Annotated in this window: 17 protein-coding genes and 2 pseudogenes; 15 read left to right on the top strand and 4 right to left on the bottom strand. The window is 44.5% G+C overall.

Annotated elements, in window-relative coordinates; all coding sequences use genetic code 11:
* Positions 1-88 precede the first annotated feature (88 nt).
* Both E0496_RS36485 and E0496_RS36480 read right to left on the bottom strand, forming a co-directional pair.
* Positions 89-1546, bottom strand: a complete 1458-nt coding sequence (locus E0496_RS36485) for an ATP-binding protein (RefSeq protein WP_241674711.1) — start codon at positions 1544-1546, stop codon at positions 89-91.
* 20 nt (positions 1547-1566) lie between these two features.
* A complete protein-coding gene (locus tag E0496_RS36480) occupies positions 1567-2874 on the bottom strand; it encodes a hypothetical protein (RefSeq protein ID WP_241674681.1) in 1308 nt (435 codons plus the stop codon).
* Between the two features lie 113 nt (positions 2875-2987).
* Between E0496_RS36480 and E0496_RS10790 the strand changes: the two genes are divergently transcribed.
* From E0496_RS10790 to E0496_RS10780, 3 genes are read left to right on the top strand one after another with little or no spacing between them, the layout of a single operon-like run.
* Positions 2988-4685: a spore germination protein gene (locus E0496_RS10790; protein WP_421923620.1), complete on the top strand. Its 1698-nt coding sequence runs from the start codon at positions 2988-2990 to the stop codon at positions 4683-4685.
* Positions 4686-4708: 23 nt separating this feature from the next.
* The gene (locus E0496_RS10785; RefSeq protein WP_141501552.1) at positions 4709-5812 is read left to right on the top strand and encodes a GerAB/ArcD/ProY family transporter; all 1104 of its coding nucleotides are present in this window, start codon (positions 4709-4711) and stop codon (positions 5810-5812) included.
* Positions 5805-6995: a Ger(x)C family spore germination protein gene (locus E0496_RS10780; RefSeq protein ID WP_141501551.1), complete on the top strand. Its 1191-nt coding sequence runs from the start codon at positions 5805-5807 to the stop codon at positions 6993-6995. The genes E0496_RS10785 and E0496_RS10780 overlap by 8 nt, the downstream gene beginning before the upstream one ends.
* 65 nt (positions 6996-7060) lie before the next feature.
* Here E0496_RS10780 and E0496_RS10775 read toward each other — a convergent pair.
* A pseudogene (locus tag E0496_RS10775) lies at positions 7061-8314 on the bottom strand (MFS transporter).
* 190 nt (positions 8315-8504) lie between these two features.
* On the opposite strand from E0496_RS10775, the gene E0496_RS10770 reads away from it, so the two are divergent.
* Positions 8505-9305, top strand: coding sequence for an AraC family transcriptional regulator (locus E0496_RS10770; protein ID WP_161601367.1), 801 nt, complete (start codon positions 8505-8507; stop codon positions 9303-9305).
* Between the two features lie 32 nt (positions 9306-9337).
* Here the strand turns inward: E0496_RS10770 and E0496_RS10765 are convergent.
* Positions 9338-9466 (bottom strand): annotated as a pseudogene (locus E0496_RS10765) (helix-turn-helix domain-containing protein); the annotation flags it as partial.
* A gap of 310 nt (positions 9467-9776) precedes the next feature.
* On the opposite strand from E0496_RS10765, the gene E0496_RS10760 reads away from it, so the two are divergent.
* The 11 genes from E0496_RS10760 to E0496_RS10710 form a co-directional block, all read left to right on the top strand.
* Positions 9777-10739 carry a helix-turn-helix transcriptional regulator gene (locus E0496_RS10760; protein WP_141501549.1) on the top strand — a complete coding sequence of 321 codons (963 nt, stop codon included), beginning with the start codon at positions 9777-9779 and terminating at the stop codon, positions 10737-10739.
* Positions 10740-10853: 114 nt separating this feature from the next.
* A complete protein-coding gene (locus E0496_RS10755) occupies positions 10854-11480 on the top strand; it encodes a type 1 glutamine amidotransferase family protein (protein WP_141501548.1) in 627 nt (208 codons plus the stop codon).
* 396 nt (positions 11481-11876) lie between these two features.
* The gene (locus E0496_RS10750; protein WP_241674680.1) at positions 11877-13430 is read left to right on the top strand and encodes an AraC family transcriptional regulator; all 1554 of its coding nucleotides are present in this window, start codon (positions 11877-11879) and stop codon (positions 13428-13430) included.
* 225 nt (positions 13431-13655) lie between these two features.
* Entirely contained in the window at positions 13656-14669 is a 1014-nt protein-coding gene (locus E0496_RS10745) for an ABC transporter substrate-binding protein (RefSeq protein ID WP_141501546.1), read from the top strand.
* 33 nt (positions 14670-14702) lie between these two features.
* Positions 14703-15470 carry a ferric iron reductase gene (locus E0496_RS10740; protein WP_141501791.1) on the top strand — a complete coding sequence of 256 codons (768 nt, stop codon included), beginning with the start codon at positions 14703-14705 and terminating at the stop codon, positions 15468-15470.
* A gap of 190 nt (positions 15471-15660) precedes the next feature.
* On the top strand, positions 15661-15963 hold the full coding sequence (locus tag E0496_RS10735) for a hypothetical protein (protein ID WP_141501545.1): 303 nt from the start codon (positions 15661-15663) through the stop codon (positions 15961-15963).
* A 13-nt stretch (positions 15964-15976) separates the two neighbouring features.
* Positions 15977-16435: a hypothetical protein gene (locus E0496_RS10730; RefSeq protein WP_141501544.1), complete on the top strand. Its 459-nt coding sequence runs from the start codon at positions 15977-15979 to the stop codon at positions 16433-16435.
* Positions 16436-16877: 442 nt separating this feature from the next.
* Positions 16878-19229 carry a preprotein translocase subunit SecA gene (locus E0496_RS10725; protein WP_141501543.1) on the top strand — a complete coding sequence of 784 codons (2352 nt, stop codon included), beginning with the start codon at positions 16878-16880 and terminating at the stop codon, positions 19227-19229.
* A gap of 93 nt (positions 19230-19322) precedes the next feature.
* Entirely contained in the window at positions 19323-20069 is a 747-nt protein-coding gene (locus E0496_RS10720) for a hypothetical protein (RefSeq protein WP_141501542.1), read from the top strand.
* A gap of 29 nt (positions 20070-20098) precedes the next feature.
* Positions 20099-20503 carry a hypothetical protein gene (locus E0496_RS10715; RefSeq protein ID WP_141501541.1) on the top strand — a complete coding sequence of 135 codons (405 nt, stop codon included), beginning with the start codon at positions 20099-20101 and terminating at the stop codon, positions 20501-20503.
* 59 nt (positions 20504-20562) lie between these two features.
* Positions 20563-26929 (top strand): immunoglobulin-like domain-containing protein (locus E0496_RS10710; protein WP_338325839.1); only part of this gene is annotated, 6367 nt, incomplete at its 3' end.

Here is a 26929-nt window from a genome sequence, read left to right as displayed (position 1 = left end):
GTTGTTCTTAAGCTCACGTGAAGGTAGCTTTCGGAACAACTCTTTTCTTACAGAATGAAGCAATTGTCTAATTATTTTTTGATTCATTTTAATCAGCTCGGATGTCTGGAATTGTAAAGGAGACGACCGTTCCTTCGCCTTGCTTGCTTGAAATGGATAGCCCTTTCCCAAACAGTTGAATGAGCCGCCTATTCGTATTGGAAATGCCGATACCGCTGTTCTCCTTCAGCGAGGGTTCAAGCAGCCGTTTCATTTGTTCCGGTTCGATGCCTATACCGTTATCCTCCACTTCGATGAGCGTATACCCGTCGCAGACTGCAACCCGAATACGAATTTTCCCGTCATTTGGGCGGTTGAGAAGGCCATGCTTTACGGCATTTTCCACCAGCGGCTGAATCGACAGTGGTGGGAGAAGCAGTTTTAGCCCCGTCTCAATTTCCCATTCGATCGTCAACCGATCCTCAAACCTGACTTTTTCGATGTATAGATAAGCTTGTGTTAGCTCTAACTCGTACGAGAGGTCAACGAGCTCCTCGGTATTCAAGAAATTAAAGCTGATCCGCAAGAAGGACGCAAACGCTTCGCCGAGACTCATCATTTTTTCAGTATCAATAACAGCGAGCGCCATAATCGAATTCAATGTGTTGAATAGAAAATGAGGCTGGATTTGTGCTTGCAAGTAAGCCCCCTCCATACGTACCCGCTCTCGGATGGACTGGTTCAGAGAGGTCAGCGCTCGAATACGGTATCGCAGTTCAACAGCGTCCACTGGCTTGGTGACGTAATCGTTGGCACCGGATGAAAAGCCTGTATAGATGTCGCTTGGCAGACTGCGCGCAGTTAACAACAGCACTGGAAGCTCGAAGTGGGAGTATTGCTCCCGGATTCGCTGTGTCAACTCGTATCCCGACATCTGAGGCATCATGACGTCGGCGATGAGCAGATCCCATCGCTTTGTTCCAATCAGACCCAAAGCTTCGTGGGCCGAAAGGGCTGTCGTTACGTGATAAGACTCTGTAGAAAGTATGCCTTTTAGTACGCTCAGGTTAATGGGGTCGTCATCCACTGCGAGAATATGGATCTGCCCATTTTTCAGAAGAGGGGAAACAGTAAGGGAGACTTCTGATTCGTCGTCCGTGGCAATTTCAGCCGCAGCTTCATATTGGTTTCCATCGAACGTCACTTCGTTATCGCTCTTCAAATAGCGGAATGAAGAAACCTCATTAATGGATGCCACCCCAACTGTCTCTTCTTCCGCCAGTGGAAGACTGAAACTGAATACGGAGCCCTTGCCTGGTTCGGAATGGACCGTTAACACACCGCCATGCAATTCAACGAGCTGCTTGCAAATACTTAAACCGAGTCCGATACCTTTCCCATCACTGACGCCGTGCGCCCCTTGCTCATAGGGGAGAAAGATTCTTGCCTGTGTTTCTTCATCCATTCCAACATCGGTATCAACGATAGCGACAACAAGTCGGTCGTTTAGTGAATCTGCCTTCACAGCAACGGTGCCGTTTTCTGTGAATTTAAAGGCGTTATGCAGCAGATTGTAAATGACTTGGACTAATCTTTTCTCATCGGCCCATACAGGCGGTGTCGATTTTGCCGGGCATTTCGGTAATACTTTTTGAACCAGTAGCTGGAAAACCCAACAATAGCTACTAAAATATCGATTGGATAATATACGGTTGTTGTTACGAGACCAGTTGAATCGGCGACGTTCCACCCGAGGTTTGAAATGATGCCAGCGGCGCTTAGCAGCATGAAGCCGATGTCCTTATCTGTTTGCTGTTTAAAGATTAATCCAGCCATGATGTAAGTCAGCCAAGCAAACGAAACCAAGAAGAACACCAAAAATAGCTTTAAATCGATAAACGTATTGATCCAGATCGTCGGCGCGACTAGCATTAGCCCAGTAAGCAGAGTGACTGCAAATACATGAACCTTTAGAGGCATGCTGAGAACAGGGGGAGAAGCGAACTTGCTAAACAAATGCAAAATAAGGTGATTTTGCCATAAAACAGCTACCAGCCCGATTTTTAGCGCCCACGTATAATTAATCGGAAGCCATAGCTGCAAAATATTGTCGTGGCCGACAAGCAATGCGACTCCTACAGATAACGTTAGAAGACCTGTCAGCAGTAGGTCCGTTTCCTTCCGGTTGAACTGGTACAGAATGTATGTATATAAGCCATGCAGCAGCAAAATGATGAACGTAACTAGCTGAAAACCGATGGAGTACCAGCGCACGCTGTCAATCGATCCTTGGGAGCCAAAGCGTATGCTGCGAACGATTCCGCCATTTGTCGGCTTGTCATAGTTGGCTGCATGTATGATGATATCGAGCTCTGTTGCGCCTTTATTGTAATAGGTGGAGGTATAAGAAACGGTTCTTGGCCGATAACCATCCTCTTGCAAGACCGGCTTGCCGATGTTACCTTCCGATTCTCCATTCATTTCTACCCTTGAAGCGGTTTGAATTTTTTTAATCCATAAGGAAACAGGCTTCACAAGCGGATCGACCAGAATGCGCAGCCTGTAAGTTCCATAGCCGTAAGACGAGCCGTTAATACCATTTAACTCGTCCCCCCAGTCCCCTGGGACGTTTATGAAACGTGCTTCAGCGCTTTCTGTCTCTCCCGAAGTAAGCAGCTTACCAGGATAAAACTCCCATGCTCCGTTTAAATAATAAATGGGGGAATCATTTAAATCCACCCCGCGCATATCAAGTACTCCGTCCTCGATAGGAGGAGGATTGGAAGTGTGAAATAACTCAGACCAACCTAATCTTAAGGAAAATAAAACGCCTAAGGCTATCATGACTAAGGTTAAACGTGTGAAAGCGGATGAGGTTAGTAATGGTGTTTTCATACGATCAACATTCGACATGAAGGGTTGCAAATCCTCCGTAATGGATTCGCGATGCTTCTTTCATAACTCTTGCTGTATCAAAGCTTTGTAGAGATTGAAAAATAGTGAATTAAATGAAAATAAAGGGACAAGTTAAACCAAAGGTATTTTGGAAAGGAATGATTACCTTGTGGACTTTTATAACATCGAACCTTCCCGATTGGAAAATGTGTGCACAGGCTCTCATAAGTATGATGATTGCCATAGGTATTTATTTTTTCAACAAATATCTGAGGTTAATAGTTGCAAAAAAGAATGCTCCTATCCAGAAAAAAGAGAATGGAGATGAGCATCCCGCTAAGTCAAATTTGTCTGTCGATTATGATGAGAATTTAAATGCAATCAAACAAGTCATCAGTAGTAACAGTGATGTACATTTTCGTGAATTTCAAATCACAGATATTCAAGCTCGGGCTACACTTATTTTTGTAGATGGCATGCAGAATGAAGAATTGATCAGTGAGCATGTGATGAAAATTTTAATGTCAGATACGGAGAAGGATATAACAGGCATAAATCCTCTAGCTTTATCCGCCTATCTTCTAGAAAATGTATTGCCCGTGTGCGAGGCCTATGAAGCTGCAGATCTTCGTGATTTAAATCAATCCGTCTTGAAGGGTTGTACGGCCTTGCTTATTGAAGGCATGCCAAGTGCACTGCTGATCCACGCGTCAAATATGAAGTCAAGGGCAATTAACGAACCTAGCTCTGAAGCTCTGCTTCGCGGCCCTCGCATCGGTTTTACCGAGGTATTAAGCGAGAATACATCTATGCTGCGCAGACAAGGCTTCAGCGATGATCTGGAAATAAATAGGTATGAGGTAGGAGCTCGAATTAAAAGGAAATTGGTTATTGCTTACATGAAGGAAATCGTGAATCAAGACCTGCTTCAGGAAGTAAGAGACCGAATTGAAAAAATCAATATCGATTTCGTCGCTGAGTCTGGATATGTTGAACAGCTCATAGAAGATGATTACCTAAGCCCGTTTCAGCAAACTCAAAATACAGAGCGTCCCGATCGTGTCATTAACAGTTTATTAGAAGGAAGGATAGCTATTCTATTGGATGGTACTCCTTTCGCTCTAATTGTTCCCGTAACCTTTGGGATGCTGCTGCAATCGCCTGAGGATTATTATGATCGTTGGCTACCAGGAACTTTTTTGCGAATGTTGCGATTTTTCGCAGCATTCTTGGCCTTAATGGCACCAGCTTTATATATTTCATTTATTTCTTTTCATCCAGGATTAATACCGACAGAGCTAGCCATTACGATCATTGAAACAAGGCAAGGCGTTCCCTTTCCTTCATTGATAGAAGTGTTAATTCTCGAAATATCTATAGAAATATTACGTGAGGCGGGAATCCGGTTACCCAAGCCGATTGGACCCGCGATGGGCATTGTTGGCGGTTTAATTATAGGAGAGGCTGCTGTACAGGCAGGAATTGTCAGCCCTTTTTTGGTCATAGTCGTTGCCGTGACTGCTATATCCTCTTTCTCAATCCCCGTATATAGCGCAGGCATTACATTACGAATTTTACGGTTCGGTGGCATGTTATGCGCAGCAGTATTGGGGATGTTCGGAACCATTCTGTTTTTTTTATTCATTTGCGGCCATTTAAGCAAGCTGAAGAGCTTTGGCGTTCCTTATGTTACACCTCTATCACCGGTTCGCTTTAGCGACTGGAAGGACTTGTTTGTGCGTGCTCCGCTGCCCTTAATGAAAAAACGACCGAAGATGATGAAGACGCAAGACAAGAATCGACTATCGTAGCTGCTTAGATCGGAGGAGCAATCATGTTTACACGTACTGATGATAAAATCTCGACAAGACAAACTGCGATATTTATAACAGATTCAGTACTTGGGGCGGGAATCTTAACCTTACCCCGAAGTGTAATCGAGACCGCGCAAACACCGGATGTGTGGCTATCTGTGATAGTAGGTGGTTTTATTGTCCTTATGGTAGCACTTGTCATGGTGAAATTAAGCCAGCAATTTCCTAATCACACGGTGTATCAATATGCTAAACGAATTGTCGGAACTATACCTGGTGGCATGTTAAGTGTGTGCTTGATTATTTATTTCATTGTTATTGCGGGTTTCGAGGTAAGGGTATTTGCAGAGGTTACCATGTATTATTTGTTGGAAGGAACGCCAATTTGGGCTATTGTGATCCCCTTCATTTGGGTAGGTGCCTATATTTGCTTGGGAGGAATCAATTCTATTGCAAGAGTATTTCAAATTATTTTCCCTATTAGCATCCTAATATTGGTGCTTTCTTATTTCTTGAGTATTCGATTGTTTGATATCGATAATTTACGTCCTGTTTTAAGTGAAGGCTTACTTCCGGTATTTAAGGGTTTGAAGTCGTCAGTACTTGTATTTACAGGATGCGAAGTAATTATGATTCTCGTTGCTCACATGCAGCATCCGGAGCGGGCAGTCAAAGCGACTTTTGCAGGAATAGGTATTCCTTTTGTGCTTTACCTGATGACCATAGTTGTCGTTATAGGAGGAATGTCAATTGATTCAGTAATGAATAGCACATGGCCAACAATCGACCTGCTTCGAAGCTTTGAAATTGCGGGATTGATTTTTGAACGTTTCGAATTCCCTTTTTTGGTCATCTGGATGATGCAATTGTTTTGTAATTTCACCAGTTTTTACTATAATGCATCGTTAGGCATTTCTCAGGTATTTGGCGTTAGGCTTCTTCCAGTGATATTTGGATTAATTCCTGCTATCTTTATCACGGCGCTGCTCCCTGAGCGAATAAATGAAGTTTTTAAGTTGGGTGATACTATAGGTAGGATGGGCATTGCTATATTTTTTCTTGTGCCAGTCCTGCTTTCTGTCATTTTCTTATTTAGAAAGAAGGTTTTAAAACAACATGTATAGACAAAAAAAGATGCTTATTATACTACTTTTATCCTCGCTTGTTGTCATACAGGGATGCTGGAGCAGTAAAGAAATTGAAGATTTAAGTGTTTATGCAGGTCTAGCATTAGATGTAGGTGAAAGGGTTGACATTGAACGGGACTTGGAAAGCCAAGGTGCAAAGTACTTGAAAAAAAATCTAGTCACAGCTACCGTACAAATCGTTCCGATTAAATCGTTCGAAAGACAAGAGAAATCCAAAGAGAAGCAGCTGTTGAAATATTCAAATTTGAGATTAACAGGAGATTCCATATTCGAAATTATGCGTCAATACTCCACACGGCGAGATCGCCCAGTCATTGGTCATCATTTGAAAGTGATTGTGGTATCAACAAAATTAGCTCAACAGCAGCATATGGACCAGCTCATGGATTTCGTGCTTCGTGACAATGATATACGCCCAAGCTGCAGGGTGTTCTTTAGTAAGGGAAAAGCTTATGACACGTTTCTTATTGACCAACCGGAAGAAGTTCCTGCATTTCGGATTAACTCCATGACTCAAAATAGTTACAGGACCAATAAGGTAATGAAAGAGGTCAATCTGACCCAGCTTGACGGACTGATCCATTCCAAACAAAGCTTCTTGCTGCAAAATATCGTCTCATCAAATGGGGAAATCGAATTCTCAGGTGCCGGTATTATTAAGGGGGATAGTAGCAAGTGGATTGGCGATTTGAATCAGGAAAATGTGGAGAGTTTATCTTGGATTCAAGGAAACGGTCATGGAGGAGTGATCAAAAGCTATGATTGGAGAAATCAAACGATCTCCTATGAGATTAAATCCATGAAAAGTAAAATGACTGCAAAATTAAAAGGTGATGATATATCCTTTCATGTTTCAATTGAATCGAAAGGAAGATTAATTGAAAATTGGGATATCAATGAAAATCCATCCGAGCTGGCTTATTTAGAAGCAGCAGAGAAGATTTTTGAAGAACGGTTAGCCAAAATGCTTGATAGTCTGATGCGGAAAATGCAGTCGAAATACAAAGTGGATGTAGCCGGATTCGGGAAAAACCTTTCTATTCAATATCCTCAGAAATGGAAAAAAATTAAGGGCAATTGGGATGAGGAGTTTAGTCGAATTCCGGTTACCTTTGAAATTAAACTTACGATTACGGATTATGGTTCTTCAACTAAATAAGGGCTTACTGATTACAAAAAACTCCTCCAAGTAGGCGCACCGCGCGAGTTGGAGGAGCAAAAGATTCAATTTGGTTGACTATGCTTAGTGATTGACGTTATGTTTTTTTGATCCACCTGGATATGCCCGCTCTTTTTATCAGTTAGGATGATGACGATGACTAGCAGGAAGCCGATTAAAGCTAAGACTGCTGCGAGCCATGGCAAGCCGCCTAGGCCAGAATGTGTAATGACGACGCCGCCTATGTAGGCGCCAAAGGCATTCCCTATATTAAGAAAAGAGTGATTGGACGTAGCGACAAGCATGGGAGCTTCACTTGCCAAAGTCATGGTGCGGAGCTGAATGCCAGGCATAATGCTGAAGGCGGCAATTCCCCAAATAAATAAAGTTGCTATCGCCAAAGTGGGATTGTGTAAGGTGACCGAAAAAGCGGCCAAAACGATGCTTAAAATTGCGAAGTTAACCATCAGAGCGGGAAGCAGCTTCCAATCCGCAAGCTTGCCTCCAATTAAATTGCCGATGGTTACGGATATGCCGAAAATGACAAGAATCCAGGTGACGTTTTGTTCTTGAAACCCGCTAATCTCCTGAAGCACTGGCGAGATATAGGTGAATAAGGCGAACAGGCTTGCGCAGCCAAATAAGCCAGTTATGAGCATAAGCAACACCTGTGGTCTTACAACGGCTTTAATTTCCTGCATTACGCTGGCATTGTAACTTTCGGTAATAACGGGAATGTTCTTCCAGATACCAGCTAGTGCAATAATGCCCAAAACCGTAATCACCCCAAATGAAGCCCTCCATCCGAATTCCTGACCGATAAAGGTACCGAAGGGTACGCCAACAATATTGGCAATTGTAAGTCCGGCCAAGACAAGCGCTACCGCGCTTCCCTTTTTGTGAGTAGGAACGAGATGGGTAGCGATTAAAGTTCCTGAGCCAAGAAACGTACCATGAGCAAGCGCAGTCACGATTCATGCAATAATGAGCAAGGGGTACGTGGGCGCAATCATGGAAAAGGCATTGCCCAGAATAAAAATCAAAACAAGCAGCAGCAACAGTTTTTTCTTCGCGACGGAATGCGTCAAAATGGTCAAAATTGGTGCGCCGATAGCAACTCCCAGAGCATAACTCGTAATAATTTGACCGGCTTGGGGGATGGTTACGTTAAGATCGGAGGCTACGTTAGGCAGCAGTCCCATGACTAAAAATTCGGTCATGCCAATAGCAAAGGCTCCTATCGTTAACCATGCAAGCGAGGCCGGCATCTTCTCCTTTGGCTGCGACTTTACGCCAGCAAGCGATTGTGGGTTCAACATATAAAATTCTCCTATCCTGTCTTTTTCTCTGTTTATTATGCAGGATATAATCATAATTTTTGATGAATGAAATTACAATGCAACATCTTGGCTTCCTTCAGCTAAATGTGATAGATCTTGCTATTTTCTCCTTGGATAAATGATAATAATGTTAGAGCAACCAACATCAGATCTGAGGACGAGGATATTTGTGAATTTAACGCTGCACTATATTGGAAAAGTATTGGAGCGGCCGGATTGGAATTTTCCGACGCATCAGCACGGGCACTTCAGCGAGCTTATTTTTGTAACGAAGGGCGAAGGTGTCGTGACGATTGCGGGTGAACGTTACGCGGTGCAGGAGGGAGACCTGCTGGTATACAATAAAGGCGTAATCCATAAGGAGTATTCAAGCCAAAATAATCCGCTGGCCCTTTACTACTGCGGCATTATACATCCGGATATGGAGTTGTTAATACCGCTGGAAAGCTGCCCTGTCATGAAAACAAAGGAACACAAAAATACCGTGCACTCTTTATTTGACCTGTTATTTGAAGAGGCGCAGCACAAACGGGACCAGTATCAACTTGCCGCCTATCAATTATTATCGGTATTGGTCATTTGGGTTCATCGGTTGAATAAAGAAAATACGATATTGGATAAAGTGAGGAACGCGGAGACCCTTGCGATTGGAATAAAAGAATATTTGGATATTCACTATTTGCGCCATCTCACGCTACAGGATATTGCAACCGAGTTTCATATGAGTCCCTTTTACATTTCTCATGTGTTTCATCGAAAGTACAACGACTCGCCTATCAATTATATTTTGCATCGCCGTATGGCCGAAGCCAGACAATTGCTTGTTTCAACCAAGATGAAAATTTCAGTTATCGCCCATTTGCTTGGTTATGAAAATGCGAATTATTTTTCCATCCTATTTACACGACTAATGGCCGAATCGCCAAGCCAATACCGAAAGAGGGAGCTTCGCGAACGGATAAATTTATAAAGCGCTGGGGAGGTCACCATGCCCTTATGCTTCTAATAGGACTGAATAAAATGATTGATATGGTTAAAACCAACTGTTCGGGCAATTTCGGTAATTGTATAATCCGTAGAGTCTAAAAGCTCGCAGCTTTTCTTAATACGGTACTTAATCAAGTAGGAGTATCATCAATAGGCACGATTTTTGTCTCAATATACCTCTTGGCGGGGCAGAAAGTAAGCGACAAAATGGATGCAAATGTGTACAGTATTATCGTTTTTTTTATTGCTGGAATCGTCTTGCTCGTCTACAGTTTGATAGATAACTGCTCTCTAACGGAGTATGGCTCATCCGATTGGACATATTTTGAGATGCTTGCAATAATTCCAACTATTTTTGGTCAAAGTCTTTAAAAAGGATACGAATAGTTGACAACCATCTATGATTCTTTTGAATCGTTAAAGTGTAATAGAAGTGCATTCGAGGGAGGAAACAATGCCGAAAAACGATCATATGCTGGCCATTCTGTGGATGCTGAATTCGGGCGTGAAAATAACCGCAAAGCAAATATCTGAAAAGTTGGAAATCAATATAAGGACCGTATATCGGTATATGGATGCGCTTAACGCGAGTGGAGTACCGATTATATCTGATTCAGGTCATCATGGCGGATATAGCCTGCTGAATACATTTATTAAGGCGCCTCTGTTATTTGATATGGAAGAAAAAAAGGCACTGCTTTATGCTGCTGCATTTGCAGAAGAGGCTGGATATCCTTTGAGCGAGGCGTTAGGCAATGCCACATTAAAATTGAAAATGTATTCGAATCAAGAGCAAGAAAGTATGCTCGGCCATCATGTAGCCGGATTTGAAGTTATAAACCTGAAAAGAGACCCTTCCATTCAGCCGATATTGGCGGAATTGGAGCAGGCCGTAGCTAATGAATACGCAATCGAAATGGATTATCGTACCAGCCGTGACGAACAACCGAAGAAAAGGGTGATAGACCCATATGGAATCGTATACTGGAAAAATAAATGGTATACCGTTGCATTTTGCCACCTAAGAAATGAGATCCGCAGCTTTCGGGCAGATCGGATTTTACAAATCAAACGTACACCAATCCTGTTTAAACGTTCAGAAGCGTTTTCTGCGCGTGAATTTTTCATGAAAAATCTGTTGCCTGATTTAGCGGGCAAGGATGGTTTAATTGCTGTAACGATCACAGGCAGATCAGAGGCATTGGATGATTTATGCTTGCATTGGTTTATGGGGCATTATTTGAAAGAGCGGACATCCAATCAAGCAGTCTTCCAACTGGAGGAAGAGTCCCTTCATGCTTATGTTCCTCATTTTCTCCTATCCTATGGAAAATCCATTCAAGTCATCGAACCACAGAGTTTAAAAGTGAAACTGGCTGCCGTTGCGTCGGAGCTATTGGAATATTATCAACTTTAATAGCTTCACTGACAGCAGCTGTCAGTGAAGCTATTTTATAATGATAATAGTCATTGATTTCTGTTCGAGGGCTGGTATCGAGTGCAGAATGGTGAAAAAGAGGAGGAGTTGCAAATGAATAATATGGTATATCTTTATGTGTTTGACACAATGGCAGACTGGGAAATAGGTTACTTGACTGCCGAAATGAACTCGGGAAGATATTATAAAAAGGGACTGCCCCCATCAAAAATAGTTACCGTAGGAATTGAGAAGACTGTTGTCACAACCATGGGCGGATTGAAAATACTGCCTGATATCGGACTGGATAAGTGCAGCATAGAAACCGCAGATGCATTGATTTTACCCGGTGGAGATACATGGACAGAAATAACACACCAACCCATTTTAGCATTCGCTGAGCGGTGTCTTGAGGAAGGGGTATTGGTTGCAGCGATTTGTGGTGCTACAATGGGACTTGCTCAGAGAGGATTACTGAATGCACGTAGGCATACAAGCAATGATCTAGAATACTTAAAAATGATCTGTCCCGCGTACACGGGCGAAAAGGATTATCAAATGGAGCCTGCTGTAACGGATGGAACTCTGATTACTGCTTCTGGGATAGCTCCTTTGGAATTTTCGTTTCATGTCTTGAAAGCTCTGAGTGTGTTTTCCCTAGAAACATTAGATGCATGGTATGGTCTGTATAAGACTCATGACTCTAAATATTTCTATGAGTTGATGGAATCAATTCAATGAAGGTATAAGCAATTAGATTGAGTCGTTAAAGGGTCAAATATTTAATTGAATAGATCTATCTAATGCACTTCAGGGTTATTTGAAATAGTCAAAAATGATGTTATGCTGACTAGACTGACCCTAGTCAGCAAGCCAACTACAGAATCTCTTGGGAGTTGACATCATCCTATGATTGTGGAAAATCACCTTATCCTTTGGAACCATGCCTCTCTGAAAATCATTAATGTACAGCGGACTAAACAGTCGATTGGCGAGCATTCGCACATATCCGCGCTATCATCTAGTACTATAATTTACACGATACGAGGCCGTGCACGACTTTTGCTAGACGGGGTTGAGCACTACTTGGAGAATGGATATGTATGCCATGCCGGTAAAGGCTCAGTATTTAAAATCATGGACATTACCGAGCATTTGGAATACTATGTGATTCAATATAAGGCCTCTCTACCACAGCCATGCATCCAAGATTTGCTTCAATTAATGGCCAGCACGGAACCGTTTGAGATTCAATATGGTTTTGTAGTCCATCATGCTGCTCCGCTGCTCCATTCGTTGTCTCGTATGGAGCAGGAATGGGACCAGCCGGAAGCGATGGCAAAGCTGCAGGTAAAATCGTTGTTCTATCAGTTCATATGCGAGCTGATGGGGCAACTGCAGCACCAGCGATTGGAGCAGGCTTCACCGGATTTGGTACTGCAGGCAGCTAGATATATGGATGAACACTATGCCGAACCGATTACAGCAGATTCACTTGCGACGTTATTGAATTGCAGCCCGCGGACCATGCAGCGGATGTTCAACAAGCGGCTGGCGCTTGGGCCGATTGACTACCTAATGCAGATCCGTATAGACAAGGCCAGGGAATTATTATGTCGTACGAATACTGGGCTTAAGGATATCTCAGAAGCAGTCGGTTATGTGGACAGCTACTATTTCAGCCGATTATTTAAGCGATACACAGGCGTTTCGCCTAGTATGTATCGAGAAACGATGACTCATTCCACAGGTGCTGAACGGGCGAATATTGCTGCATTCGCGCCTAATTTGGAAACAGTCGATAGCGAGCAGAAGATGCCGTCAGACAAACTGGATGCTGTTATTCGCCGATCTGTACGAACGATCATTCATCTTAAAGGTGAGCTGCTGCTCCAGCGTCAGCCTGAGAAAATTGCAGTGTTGGATCCTCAGTTTATGGATCATATGCTGGCACTAGGTGAGCATCCTGCCGGCAGCGTTATGGTAACTGGAGATCTTAGCGGCTATCCGGAGTTTCTGATTGGCAATCTGCGTACGTTCCAGCCCTTAGGAACTCTGGATGAACCCGATCTCGAAGCACTGGTTGCTTTGGCGCCAGATCTGATCATCTGCACGGAGTTTCAGAAGAACATTTATGAAAGCCTCTCTCACATTGCGCCGACTATCATGCTTGAGCGAAACCGTGACTGGAGAGAAACCTTACGAATCATCGGGCGCATTATGGGTAAAAAACGTGAAGCGGAACAGGTCATACAGCAATATAAACACAAAATCAGTGTGCTTAAATCCGCACTGGCGGCCAAGCTGCATGGGCAGTCCGTAACGATGATCAGGCCTCAGGACAATAGCATTAGGCTTCATACATCCGTTCATCGTACCGCAGCGATTCTATACAGAGATCTGGGGCTGTATCCGCCGAAACTAGCCGTTGACCGCAAAAGAACTAGCTCACTCATAACTTTGGAGGGATTGCCGGAGCTGGATGCAGATCACTATTTCTTATTGACCGACAATAAATGTAAAGCTTGGTCGGATGAGATTCAGACCACAACGACATGGAAAAGTCTGCGTGCTGTGCAGCATCATCATATTTACCATGCCAAAGCGAGCATTTGGATTGCTTATTATGGCCCTATCGCGATGAATCAGGTGGTCGATCAAGTGGCAGAAGTTTTCTTGGATGCGAAATAACCTGTTTTATCGTAAAGCACAAGGAACTGCGAGCCCTTCGCTGATCTATTTCTTATGTAAACACTGTTGAATCCGGATCAAAGGTCCGAGCAGCGGTGTTTTTTTTGTCGTCATAATCCAGCGGCATTGGCGCAAATATCCATTGAAGATAATAAGGGGAGTCGTTATAGTGTTGTAAGTGAGGATGAGTGTCATTCTCAATGAAGAAACGGAGGAATTATACATATGTATCCAAAAACCAAATTAGCATGGACCTTTAGCTTGTTAGTATGTTTAGTCATGTTTCTGGGCGCATGCTCAGACAGCTCAAATCAAGGAAGCAATAACGTTGGAGCAGGATCGACGAATCAACCACAAGCAACAGATGATCATTCCGCAAATAACAATGCTGTTAAGGAGCCCGTCCTCGCAGCACGGATCACCATCCCGCATTTGAAGGGGGAAATGACGCTCGATAATGTACCGGAGAAAATTGTCGTGTTGGACGTGCAGTACGCGGATCAAATGCTGGCTCTTGGCGTTCAGCCGGCAGGCAGTGTAATAGCTGAAACCGACAACGGTCTTCCACCATATTTGGGCGATAAGATGGGGAATATTCCCTTACTCGGAACGTATATAGAACCGAACCTAGAAGGAATTATTGCTATTGAACCTGATCTTATCATTGCTACTGAATTCCATGATGATATTTACGAAGATTTACTCAAAATAGCACCAACGATCGTACTAGAACGCAATGAAGATTGGCGAACAGTACAGTTGAAGTTTGGGCAAATCTTGAATAGGCCACAAGAAGCGCAAGAGCTAGTAGATGGCTACAAACAAAAAATAAGCGATCTAAAAGCAGAGCTGACTGACAAAATGAAGGGCCAAACGGTGGCCTTGATTAGGCCAAGAGATGCAATGATTCGTCTCCAAACTTCGTCACATCGAACTTCACAGATTCTATATGATGATTTAGGTCTAACGCCACCTAAAATGGCAGTTAACAGTAAAGATTCAAGTATGATGATTTCTCTTGAATCTCTTCCAGAGCTAGCGGCTGATCATTTGTTTCTACTTCAGGACGATACGAACTTAGAGCTCACGACTGAATTTCAAAATACGATGATCTGGAAAAGTCAGAATGCAGTTAAGGAAAACCAAGTATATGCAGAGAATACTGCGCAGTGGATCGGTTATTATGGGCCTATAGCGATCAATTTGATCGTCGATCAGATTGCTGATGCGCTCAATTAATTCCTGCTGACCAGAGAATCCTAGGGGGTGCGTATGAACAAACAGTCACGGATCAAGCAGGAGGAATGGGATTACTTAAACTCTCAATTTGGCTTGTGTGAATATGACTCAGCCCGTTCTGATTATTCATTGAGAGCTTCGGACTTGCTAGACATGGAGCTGTGCTCTGATTATTTGGACAGCCTGACCGCGCTTCTGCAATCCCCATCGAGGATGATCACGGCTTCGCAGTTTTTTAAAAGGTACGCATTCGTGACGTCCGTTCCTCTGTTGTACGCTATGACAGTGTACAACAAGGGACTGGATTTATCTGCGGAAAATTGCTTTCTAGAATCTTCGCCAGATCACTCTTGGCTGGAGCATGTCAGTCTATCTGATATTGATGCTGCGATGCCGGAAACGATCGAACGGCAGGTTTGGCGCGATCAGGTTATTCTAAATCTTTTTGCCGGTAATATAGGGAAGTTAATAGCGGTCATGTCTAGTGCGGCCAACGTACCAAAACCAATATTATGGGAAAACGTGGCCGTTCGTGTGTTTTCACTATACGAGAAACGAATCGGGGTCAGGGATGAACTGAAAGAGCAATCCCGCGGCCAAGCAGACTTTAAGTATTTGATTCTTCAGGCTCCTGGCGTTTTATTCGGGGAAAAGAAAAACCCGCTCAGTCAGTTTTATGGCAAACCAACCTGTTCATCCGTTTCTAACTCGTCTATGCGGGTTCGAAAAACCTGCTGCTTATATTATGAGGTGTCTAGTGTTGAAGAATACTGCTCCAACTGCCCAAAGCTGAGGAGCTAAGGGATAAATGTAACAATCGTTCACTAAAAGCATAAGCATTACAAATTAGCGCCGCCTAGCTCTCTGGTCGGCGCTTTGCGTTCTGACGAGGCTTCATTGTAGTGAACAGGCTTTACATCTGATATCACCCCCTGAAATCGACAGAATTTGACGAATAATTATATAAGCTATACACAAGGAGTGAATCCCCATGGTAAATAACTACAAACGCTTCATTCAGAATCAATTCGAAAAAGCGAAGTCTACTGCTTCCGAATTCATATCTTCAAAAAGGGAAGAACAAGCAGAAAGTACGATAGAACTTAATGCGCAATATTATAATGAGCTGAAATCAATTGCCGATAAGCAGCAAACAACCGTTCAAGCGATCGTAAATGGAATCATTGTCCAATACCTGGCGAGTATCCCAGACGAAAAAAACACGATTTCAGTGGATCAAAAGGAAGATAACCCGCTACTTTATTTGGATGGTATTTGCAAATTAGTGGATTAAGGAGTGTTGAGATATGGATAATGAATTGAATATTCAGGATACCATTTTTCTAGATGGAACAGCTTTGGCAGCTTTAATGAACCCTGAAGATCCCCGTTATGTGAAAGCCCGTTCCCTGTTTCTGGATTTGCATGATCTTGAACGTAATTACGTAACGACCAATTCCATTATATTTGATCTTCATGAATGGCTGCGTAATGACTACAGCTATCAGCAGGCGGAATATTTTCTGAAGGCAATTGATAAGGCGATAAGTAGAGGCAAACTGGCGGTCATCTCCAACGGCCCCGAATTTGATGGTGAATCGCGCAGGCTGCTTATGGATAGGCCCGAGCTCCGTTTCTCTCTCAGCGAAGCATTCACAGCTGTGACGATGTCCTATTATCAGGTAAAACGCATCTTTACATTCAATCGCAATTACATGATGCTTGCCAATTTAGATAAGGATATTCGAATCATTCCATCCAATTAAAAGACTTAAAACAAATACAGCCAACCTCTTTAGAGGTTGGCTGTATTTGTTTATGATAAGTTTTTTTTGGAACGGCAATTGTTATTCTCCATTCCCACTTATTTATGCTATTTTCTCTATTTGGATTTTTAGACAAAAGTTTGTCATTTTGCCGTCATTGGGCTGTATTATACTTCTTATGAGTCGAAAGTCTAATTTCAACTGATCAATAAGTATCACTATTTTAATTATACCTAGTTAGAAGTTTCACTTAAGTTATAAGAGAGGAAAGATGATTATCGATTATTAACAATATATATTTCTTTAAACTTATGGACTAATATATTAATAGTTCTAAAGTTATTGATTAGATAGTCCGATAGATAACTATATATGAGTTAAAAGTCTCATAAAATGCGATCATTTTACTATTTTCTTTTGTCGGGAGGTTTGAAGCATACGATTGAGCGGCGCATGGTGGACAAAAGGGCTGGTAAAATACAAAGAATCGAGTATCAAAAAAGCAGTACCTCTGATTAATCGAAAATACGAGCTCCTGCATCATTTATCTGAGTCGGAACTTTTACAGCAGATCGAGCGGCTCAGAAAAGAGGTTGTCCAGCACGTGCAACCTAGTCATGCAACTTACACAGCTGCTGCTCTTGTCAAGGAAGCGGTAAGGCGCAAGATGGGCGTCATACTGCACGATGAGCAGTTGCTGGGAGGTTATGCAATGATCAGAGGGAACGTCACAGAGATGCTGACCGGCGAGGGGAAGACGCTGACGTCATTAATCCCTCTCTTTTGGTTTGGGCTTCAGGGCAAGGGCGTACATATGATTACGGTCAACCCTTATTTGGCCGAGCGGGATTATTTGCAGGCGAGAGAAGTGTTTCATTTTTTGGGTATGACTGTTGGGCTTAACAGGTCAGAACTTCGTATGGAAGAGAAACAATCCGTATACGAATGCGAGATAACTTTTGGGACTTGGTCGGAATTTGGCTTTGATTACTTACGAGACCATCTCATATATGATCCTGGGCATCAAGTTCAACGACCACTCGCTTACGCGATAATTGATGAAATTGACAGTGTACTTATTGACGAAGCCAAAACACCGATGATCATCGCAGGCAAGTCAAAAGCCGCACCGGATCTCTATTACATTTGCTCTAAATTTGTCAAAGGTTTACGGGAAAATAGAGATTACGAACGAGACGTCGAAACCAATCAGGTCATGTTCACTGAATCTGCAATTCGAAAGATTGAAACGGTGTTTATGATTGATAATTTATTTGATTTGGACCAAATGACGGTTTACCATTATTTGCTTCAAAGCTTAAGGTCTCAGGTGTTGATGGAAGTTGACCGAGATTATTTAATTGCAGATGGAAAGGTACATATTATCGACGCATTTACGGGCAGAGTGCTGGAAGGTCGGGAATTTGGCGACGGTTTGCATCAAGCGATTGAAGTAAAAGAAGGACTGCAACTGAGCGAAGAAACTCGGACTAATGCCTCAATTACTGTTCAGAAGTATTTTGGCCTGTACCCGCAAATGATCGGCATGTCTGGCACGATAAAGACAGAAACCGAAGAACTCAGGCATACCTACGGTTTGGATGTAATGCCGATAAGCACACATCGGCCTGTCGTTAGGAAGGATGCTCCTGATCTTGTTTTTGCCAACAAGGAAGCCAAGATTCAGTGGCTAGTAAAGGAAATTACAGCACTGCATCAACGTGGGGCACCGATTCTTGTGGGTACAACCTCGGTTCAGCAGTCGGAGGAACTGGCAGAGAGACTGTCTCAAGTCCATTTGTCATGTCAGGTGCTTAATGCCAAGACAGAACGGGAAGAAGCAGAAATCATTGGACGTGCAGGCAGGAAGTCAGCGATCACGATTGCGACGAATATGGCAGGTCGCGGTGCGGACATCCGACTAGAAGATGGCGTAGCTGAATTAGGTGGATTGCATGTTTTCGGGCTGGAAAGGCATGAAAGCCGCAGGATCGATCTGCAGTTGAGTGGACGCTCTGGTCGGCAAGGAGATCCAGGCGCATCTCAGTTTTTTATTTCGCTAGAGGATGAATTGTTTCAGCGATTCGCTAGTGATGAGGCAGACGCTTGGCGCGAATCGTGGAAGTGGGGAGAAGAAGGAGCATCCGCTCAACCATTGCTTCGTTTTGTAGACATGGCCCAGAACAGGGCAGAGCAGCAAATGTACAGTATTCGTACCATGCTGTATAGACTGGACTGTGTCGTTCATAGGCAGAGGGAGTGGTTTTATTTCGAGCGGGAGGGAATTCTGCATTCAGAGCAAATGGAAGATATTATTTCTCGCTCCGTTTCCTATTGGATGGATGTCTGTGTGGAGAGGTTGTGTCCGGCTAAACGGCTTCCAGAAGAATGGAAAGTGAGGCAGTTGGGCCAAGAGTTTGGGTTAACGAATTCGATCCATACTGCGGATTTGATGACTCCAAGTGAAATACGACATCAGGTAGCACAGCAGTGGCTTCAAGATTGGTCGCAGTTTTTGGAGGCACAGGCGCTGCAAAAGTGGCGTTCTAGCTGGAAGGAGCGATGTTTGCGACTGATCGATCAATGTTGGATAGAACATATGGAAATATTAGGATCGGTTAAACAAGGCATTCATTTTCGAGCCATTGAAAAGCGGGATCTTGCTGAAGTATATGAGGAGGATGCGTATCATTTACATTTGAAATTTGTACGCAAATACCATCGGGCCATTACTAGAGAAGTGATTCAGGAGATGAAAGATCTGCCTGCCGTGACGCTTAGTGGGTCTGCTTAAATCTAGTCAGAGATCTGATCATTGACAGTAGATTATCTGGTAGACTCATTGAACTATAAAATATAAATTCATAGTAGAAGAGAGGGTATTTCCTTGTCAAAGAAAGAATCGAGTTCTAAAAAGAAATTAAGCAAAACGGTTGCCAAAGCATTAACTTTAACGATTGCAGCTGCAACGGTAGTGCCTTTATTACCTGCAAATTTTACAACAGCCGAAGTGTCCCAAGATGTAAGCGTAGCAGACACCGTTTATATTCAGCCAATTGATACTGCAAATCCTGTCATTGAGGCGCCAGAGGAATCACCATTGGTTGATGGACCTACTGAAGAAATAGAAGAGCCAGCAATTGTCGTTCAAACGGAGGTGACAGCATTGGAGTCCTTACAAAACGCTGTATCAGCGGCAGAGTTGCAAGTTACATTAACCGCTGTGGAGTTGGCTTTAAATTTAACAGGCTACCATTCGCTTAGTCCTGAGGATCAAGCACAAGTGGCTGAAGTTCTTTTTACTATGAATTCCAGTGCAGCATTCACAGACTCGGGAGTTATCCAGCAGGTGCTAAATAAGGCAGTTGCTGCTCAAAGAGACACCGCGGTGCTACGTGATGCGATCACTGCTGTAAATACTGCTGACAGCGCAGTGCGGTTGCAAAGTGCATTGGAAGTCCCGTATTTGGGACTAGTAATGCTCAACTATAGAAAATTAAGCGCTGAAGGTAAACTTGCTGCGGCTGATTCGGTACTCCAAGCTGTGCCTGCTAACGGTTTCTTGAACCGTACTGAAATCCAAAAGGCTTTTAACATTGCAATTGCCGCAGTACTTGAAGCCGAAACGGAATAATAGAGAGGTCGGTATCGGGAGGTTAAGGTATGGAAGGCCTGGCAGGGAGATGGGCTCGTCTGCGTCAGCGTATATTTTCATCAACTTTGAAATCAACGGAATCGATAGACGAGCTTCCCAATTCAGATATGCCGCATGAGGAAGAAATTGTCCAAGGAATCGATAGTTTGGAGCTGGTTGAACAGCTTAAAATCATAGGTATCGCTAGTCGATACTTGGAGGAACATTTTGCTCAGAAGCTACGGAACGATCCTGCATTGGACAAGGGATATGCTCTCCAATCCCAAATGTTCGTAACCAGTGGGGAAGAACCGGTATATCGCGTCAATTTGGATGTATTCTATCAAGATTCGACGGGACAACGCAAATATGAATATATCGTAAGTCTGGTCCGCTTTGGTTCGGATGAATGGCATGTATTTCAAGTGAAATAATAGTGCTCGCAATGGATGAACAGACTGCATTCAAATGGAAAAAAAGAGAGGTCTCATACATGTCGAAGAAAAAAAATGATAACTACAAGCCGTTAACTAAAAGTATCGCAACCGTGCTTTCTGCAACATTTGCAGCAACATCGGTCATTTCTGTGCTGCCAGTCAATATTGCCAGTGCGGATGAAGCTTCAGCTATTGCTGTAGTGAATACGGCGGCTACTGCAGCCGATATGCAAATCGCACTCGCTCAGGTGGATCTGGCTCTAAATCTTACAGGTTACGACATCTTAAGCCCTACAGGAAAAGAAGTTGTTGCCCAAAAAATGATCGATTTCCGCACAGCTAACGGCAGCTTCGGTTCCCAACCGTCGATTCAGCAAGAATTAAATACTTTTGTGGCTAATCAACAAAACGTAGAAATCTTGTTCAATGCTATCCAGGCTGTAAATACAGCAGCTTCCGCAAGTGCCTTGAGAACCGCGCTGGAAGATCCAGCACTCGGTTTGATTCTGACGACGTACAACAATTTGAGTACGCCTGACGGCAAGCTTGGAGCAGCGCAATTACTGCTCGATTACCGTACTGTACATGGCAGCTTTGCAGATCAAGCGACTATTCAGAATCAATTTAACGTTGCCGTTCAGGCTACGCTGGATAATGAAGCGCTTGCCTTCGCTGTAAAAAGCGTAAATGATGCGACCGATGCAGGTGCAATGACGGCTGCGCTCGAAGATGCTTATCTTGGACTCATTCTGACGTCCTTCCACAACTTGAGCTTACTCGATCAAAGTGGGGTCGCTCAGCAAATGTATGATTTTAAAGAAGCGAACGGCGCTTTTGCCAACAAGGCTACCATTCAAACGAAGCTCAACGCGCTTGTAACCCAGCGTGCGCAAGATGCAGCTTACGCTGTAGCAGTTCAAGCACTCAATAATACGTCTACAGCCACTGCAATGAAATCGGCATTGGAAGCTTCAGATCTTGGCCTAGACCTAACCGAATATTATAAATTGAATGCTGCACATCGATTAGCAGCCGCTCAGGCGCTTCTAAATTATAAAACGACGAACGGATCGTTTGCCAATCAGTCTAGTATTCAAGCAACGCTTAGCTCACTAGTAGCCATTGAGCAAGTAGCTCAAGCTGTTGACGTCGTCAATGCAGCTGCGGATGCAAGCAGCATAAAGAGCGCTTTGACCGCTGCTGTATTAAACCTTTCGCTTGCTTCGTATAACGGTTTGTTGACGGCAGACAAAGATGCGGTTTCCGCACTCGTTCTGGCAAACCGAGGAGCAGGTTTCGCAGATCAACCAGCTGTTCAGACCGCATTGAATGCAGCGATTGTACTGAATGCTCCAATGGCAGCTGTGAACTTAGCAGCAGATGCTGCAGCAGCGGAATCAGCAATCGAAGCTGTAGCGTTCGGACTTAATCAAGGAGCTTCTTACCCAGGGTGGGGACCAGCGGATCAAGCAGCAGTTGCATCGGCAGTGGTTGCGAATCGTCCGACTGACGGCTACGTCAATCAAGCGGCTGTACAAGCCGCATTCAACGCAGCTGTAACCGCTAGAACTCCGGTAGCCGCAGTGAACTTAGCTGTAAATGAAGCAGCGACACAAACGGCACTGGAAGCTGCAGCACTTGCACTTGATTTAGGAACTGATTACAATACGGACTGGCTTGACGCAGATCGAACGGCGGTTGCCGCAGACGTTCTGGCGAATCGTCCGGGTACAGGTTTTGTAGATAAGAATGCTGTGCAAGTTGCATTCGATGCAGCATTAGTTGCACGTGCTTCAGTTGCAGCTGTGAATACAGCGGCCAATGAAGCTGATATGCAAACAGCACTGCAAGACGGAACACTAAGTCTTGATCTTGATGTATTTACAAGCTGGACAGAGGCGGATCAAAAAGCGGTTGCTGTGGATGTACAGTCGGCTCGTCCAGGCACTGGTTATGTAGACAAAGCAGCTGTGCAAGCTGCGTTTGATCTTGCTTTGGCGGACCGTGCTGACATCGCCGCTGTTAACATTTCAGTGGATGCAGCGGCCATGCAGGCAGCATTGGAACGAGACACGTTAAACCTAAATCTAGGTGCTTCTTATGCTGGTTGGCAGTTGGCTGATAAAACGGCGGTGGCAACGGCTCTACTCGATAATCGTCCAGCTACCGGATATGAAGGCTTTGGTGATATCCAATCGGCTTTTAATGCGGCTGTTATTGCTGTAGCACCTCTTGCCGATATTAATGGAGCAGGCAATCCGTCGGCTATGGAAGCGGCACTGGAGTCTGTCACACTACAACTGAATTTAAGCATTTACAGCACATTATCCCCTTCGAGCCAAACATCTGTAGCTGGTTGGGTGCAGATCAACCGTCCTTCTGGGGGGTATGCCGACAAATCAGCGGTACAAGTAGCTTTGGATATGGCAGTAGCTATCGAATATGTGAATATTGCTTTAACATCAATTGATATGAGAACTGCGCTTGAAAATTCAACGCTTAATCTTGAGCTTGGCGAGTATGCAAGCTGGCAGGCGGCGGATAAATCTGCAGTAGCAACTGGTGTGCTGGCGGCACGCGGAGCAGGTTACATCAATCAAGCTGCCGTGCAAGCTGCACTTGATTTGGAGATCATTGCACGTGTTGCGGTAGCGGCTGTTAACCTAGCGGCAGATGATGAGGAAATGCAAACCGCGCTAGAAGCGGGAGCACTTTCATTAACTCAGGGAGCCTACACAGGTTGGACGGCTGCAGATAAGAAAGCTGTTGCGACGGCAGTATCGTCAGCGCGTCCTGCAGGTGGTTATGCTGATAAAGCGGCTGTGCAAACAGCATTCAATAATGCGTTGACAGCACGAGGCTATGTGTCTGCTGTGAATACAGCGCAAGATGCTGCTGCAATTCAGACTGCTTTGGAGGCTGGATCGCTTGGATTGATACTTGGCGATTACACAGGCTGGTCAACTGCAGATAAATCGACGGTAGCTGAAGCTGTACGTTTATCCCGTCCAACCGAAGGATTTGCGAATTTGTCTGCTGTACAAACAGCATTCAATACTGCAGTGTCCAACCGTTCGGCATTGGCAGCAGTCAACATTGCGGTAGATGCGGCAGAAATGCAATCGGCACTAGAGGATGGTACATTAGACCTGAATCTTGGAGTATACGAGAACTGGACAAATGCGGATCATGAAGCAGTATCAGAATCAGTTCGAGTGGGTATCCCCGTAGGTGGTTATGTAGATAAGTCAGCTGTACAAGCAGCATTTAATGCTGCAATTGCAACTAGATTGCCTGTAGCAAGTGTAAATATCGCTGTAACAGCAGCGGCTGCTCAAACGGCACTTGAAGACGCGACGCTTAATTTAACGCTTGGTGCGTATGAGAACTGGACAACTGCAGATAAATCGGCTGTGGCAAGTGAAGTACAAGCCGGTCATCTTGGGGCAGGTTATGTCAATAAAGCAGCTATCCAAACTGCCTTTGATAATGCTGTTGATGAACGTACACCAGTAGCGGATGTGAACATCGCATTGGATGTAGCTGCAATTCAAGCAGCGATCGAAAATGGTTCACTGGCCTTGGATTTGTCGGAGTACGATACATTGCTATTGTCAGATCAATGGTTGGTTGCTGACCATTTATTCGACAATCGACCTGTTGGCGGATTTACGAATAAAGCTGCCGTGCAACTAGCTTTGGACAGCGCTATTGATGCGGACGCAACGATGGCTGCAGTGAATCTTGCAGCAACGGCATCTGAGATGGAAACCGCATTGGAGAACGTTGTTTTAGGCCTTTCCTTCGGTGAGTATGAAGACTGGACGGATGAGGATCAAAAGGCGGTTGCGGCATATGTGCTGTCTAATCGTCTGCCAGCTGGATATGCAAATGTAGCAGCGGTACAGGCTGCATTCGATGACGGAATTGAAGTGCGTCAGCCGGTGGCTGCAGTTAATATCGCTCTAACCGCTACAGCAGTTCAGACGGCACTTGAAAATAATACGCTGGGCCTGACGCTAGGCGAGTATGAAGACTGGACAACTTCTGATCAATCAGCGGTAGCTGCGGCTGTACTGTCGGCTTTCCCAACAGGTGGATATGAGAATAAGGCAGCAATTCAAACGGCATTTAATGCGGCAGTGACTGCTCGTAAACCAGTGGCTGAAGTCAACATTGCATTAAATGACGCGGCGGTGCAAGCGGCATTGGAAGACGTAGATCTTCAATTGACGCTTGGCGTATATACAGTCTGGGTAGATGCGGATCAGTCAGCAGTTGCTGCGGCAGTGTTGGATAATCGACCAAATGGTGGCTATGCGGATAAAACTGCAATCCAAACGGCATTTAATACAGCGATAACAGAACGTACAGCAGTTGCAGCTGTGAATTTGGCATCAGATGCTGAAGAGACACAAGTGGCACTGGAGGACGTAGCTCTTGATTTGATTCTTGGCGCCTACGGGAATTGGTCAGATGCGGACAAAGAAGCAGTCGCAGTTGCGGTGTATACCGCTCGTCCGATTGGCGGATATGCTGATCAAGTGGCAGTACAATCGGCGTTCGATGTGGCGCTAAGTGCACGAGTTGCGGTTGCAGCAGTGAATACAGCTTCAAATGCATTGGAGATACAAGCTGCGCTGGAAGATGCAGCACTTGGCTTGACGCCTGGCGCATATGCAAGCTGGACAGACGCAGATCATATCGCGGTAGCAGAAGCTGTTTTTGCAGCAGTACCGTCTACAGGTTTTGTAAATGCAGCAGCCGTGCAAGCGGCATTTGATATAGCGATTTCGGGCAGAACAGTCGTGGCGAATGTCAATATTGCCATTACACCTGCAACCATTCAAACCGCATTGCAAAATATTACGCTGGGACTCGATTTGTCCATCTATAATACATTGGGTTACAACGATAAGCTGGACATCTCTGGCAAAGTTTTGGGGTCTCGTCCAGTTACCGGATACGAGAACCAGTTGGCCATTCAGACAGCACTCGATTTTGCATTAAGTGCAGGAACATTAAATCGCGATCTTAATGCGCTTAACATTCAGTTCGCAGCTGGAGATACGGCTAGCCATGTCATTGGTGATATTGAGCTTCCTGCTCTCGGAGCCGAAGGTTCAACGATTACTTGGACTACGGATCTTCCAAATATCATAGCCATTGTTGGCACAACGGGTACCATTACCCGTCCTGCTTATTTAACAGGTGATACAACGGTTACGTTGACGGCTGAATTGACGTTTAATGGCGAATTCAAGACCAAAGAATTTGTTATTAAAGTCATTAAGGAATCCATTACGGCTATTGAATCGGTAGAAGCGGACACTGCATCGCTAAATGTAGGCTTTGTACCAGGCGACTCGGCTGCAAGCGTAACACAGAACCTTAGCTTGCCGATTACAGGAGCAAACGGAACGACAATTAGCTGGTCATCAACCGCGCCAACGGTAATAGCTGCAGATGGAACCGTAACTCGTCCAGCGAAAACAGCGAGCGATGTGATCGTGACATTAACCGCGACGGTTACCAAAGGCAACGAGCAGGAGACAAAAACGTTCAAGGTAAACGTGTTGAAATTGACGGCGTTTAGTGATAAAGAATCGGTAGATACGGATACGGCATCGCTAAGTGTAGTCTTTGTTCCAGGCGACTCGGCAGCAGGCGTGACACAGAACCTAAGCTTGCCGGAAGCAGGAGCAAACGGAACGGAGATCAATTGGTCTTCAACCGATTCAACGGTAATAGCTGAAGACGGAACCGTAACTCGTCCAGCGAAAACAGCGAGCGATGTGATCGTGACATTAACCGCGACGGTTACCAAAGGCAACCAGCAGGAGACAAAAACGTTCAAGGTAAACGTATTGAAGCTAACAACGTTTACCGATAAAGAATCGGTAGAGACAGATACAGCATCGCTAAATGTAGGCTTTGTTCCAGGTGACTCGGCAGCAGGCGTGACACAGAACCTAAGCTTGCCGGTAGCAGGAGCAAACGGAACAGAGATCAGTTGGTCCTCGACCGACACAACGGTAATCGCAACGAACGGAACGGTAAACCGTCCAGTGAAAACGGCTAGTGATGTGATTGTGACACTGACAGCTACGATTACCAAAGACGGCGAGCAGAAAACGAAAGAGTTCAAGGTAAACGTGCTGAAACTGACGGCGTTTAGTGATAAAGAATCGGTAGATACGGATACAGCATCGCTAAGTGTAGTCTTTGTTCCAGGCGATTCGGCAGCAGGCGTGACACAGAACCTAAGCTTGCCGACAGTGGGAGCGAACGGAACGGAGATCAGTTGGTCCTCGACCGACACAACGGTAATCGCAACGAACGGAACGGTAAACCGTCCAGTGAAAACGGCTAGTGATGTGATTGTGACACTGACAGCTACGATTACCAAAGACGGCGAGCAGA

The sequence above is a fragment of the Paenibacillus luteus genome (assembly GCF_006542765.1).
Classification (GTDB): Bacteria; Bacillota; Bacilli; order Paenibacillales; family Paenibacillaceae; genus Pristimantibacillus; species Pristimantibacillus luteus.
This window is presented reverse-complemented; position numbering and strand designations above follow the sequence as displayed.

Coding starts and splice junctions, on each gene's coding strand:
- E0496_RS10730 (WP_141501544.1), top strand. CDS start 15,977: ATGGATAATGAATTGAATATTCAGGATACCATTTTTCTAGATGGAACA.
- E0496_RS10735 (WP_141501545.1), top strand. CDS start 15,661: ATGGTAAATAACTACAAACGCTTCATTCAGAATCAATTCGAAAAAGCG.
- E0496_RS36480 (WP_241674681.1), bottom strand. CDS start 2,874: ATGAAAACACCATTACTAACCTCATCCGCTTTCACACGTTTAACCTTA.
- E0496_RS10785 (WP_141501552.1), top strand. CDS start 4,709: ATGTTTACACGTACTGATGATAAAATCTCGACAAGACAAACTGCGATA.
- E0496_RS10755 (WP_141501548.1), top strand. CDS start 10,854: ATGAATAATATGGTATATCTTTATGTGTTTGACACAATGGCAGACTGG.
- E0496_RS10780 (WP_141501551.1), top strand. CDS start 5,805: ATGTATAGACAAAAAAAGATGCTTATTATACTACTTTTATCCTCGCTT.
- E0496_RS10750 (WP_241674680.1), top strand. CDS start 11,877: ATGGACATTACCGAGCATTTGGAATACTATGTGATTCAATATAAGGCC.
- E0496_RS10715 (WP_141501541.1), top strand. CDS start 20,099: ATGGAAGGCCTGGCAGGGAGATGGGCTCGTCTGCGTCAGCGTATATTT.
- E0496_RS10740 (WP_141501791.1), top strand. CDS start 14,703: ATGAACAAACAGTCACGGATCAAGCAGGAGGAATGGGATTACTTAAAC.
- E0496_RS10760 (WP_141501549.1), top strand. CDS start 9,777: ATGCCGAAAAACGATCATATGCTGGCCATTCTGTGGATGCTGAATTCG.
- E0496_RS10790 (WP_421923620.1), top strand. CDS start 2,988: ATGAAAATAAAGGGACAAGTTAAACCAAAGGTATTTTGGAAAGGAATG.
- E0496_RS10745 (WP_141501546.1), top strand. CDS start 13,656: ATGTATCCAAAAACCAAATTAGCATGGACCTTTAGCTTGTTAGTATGT.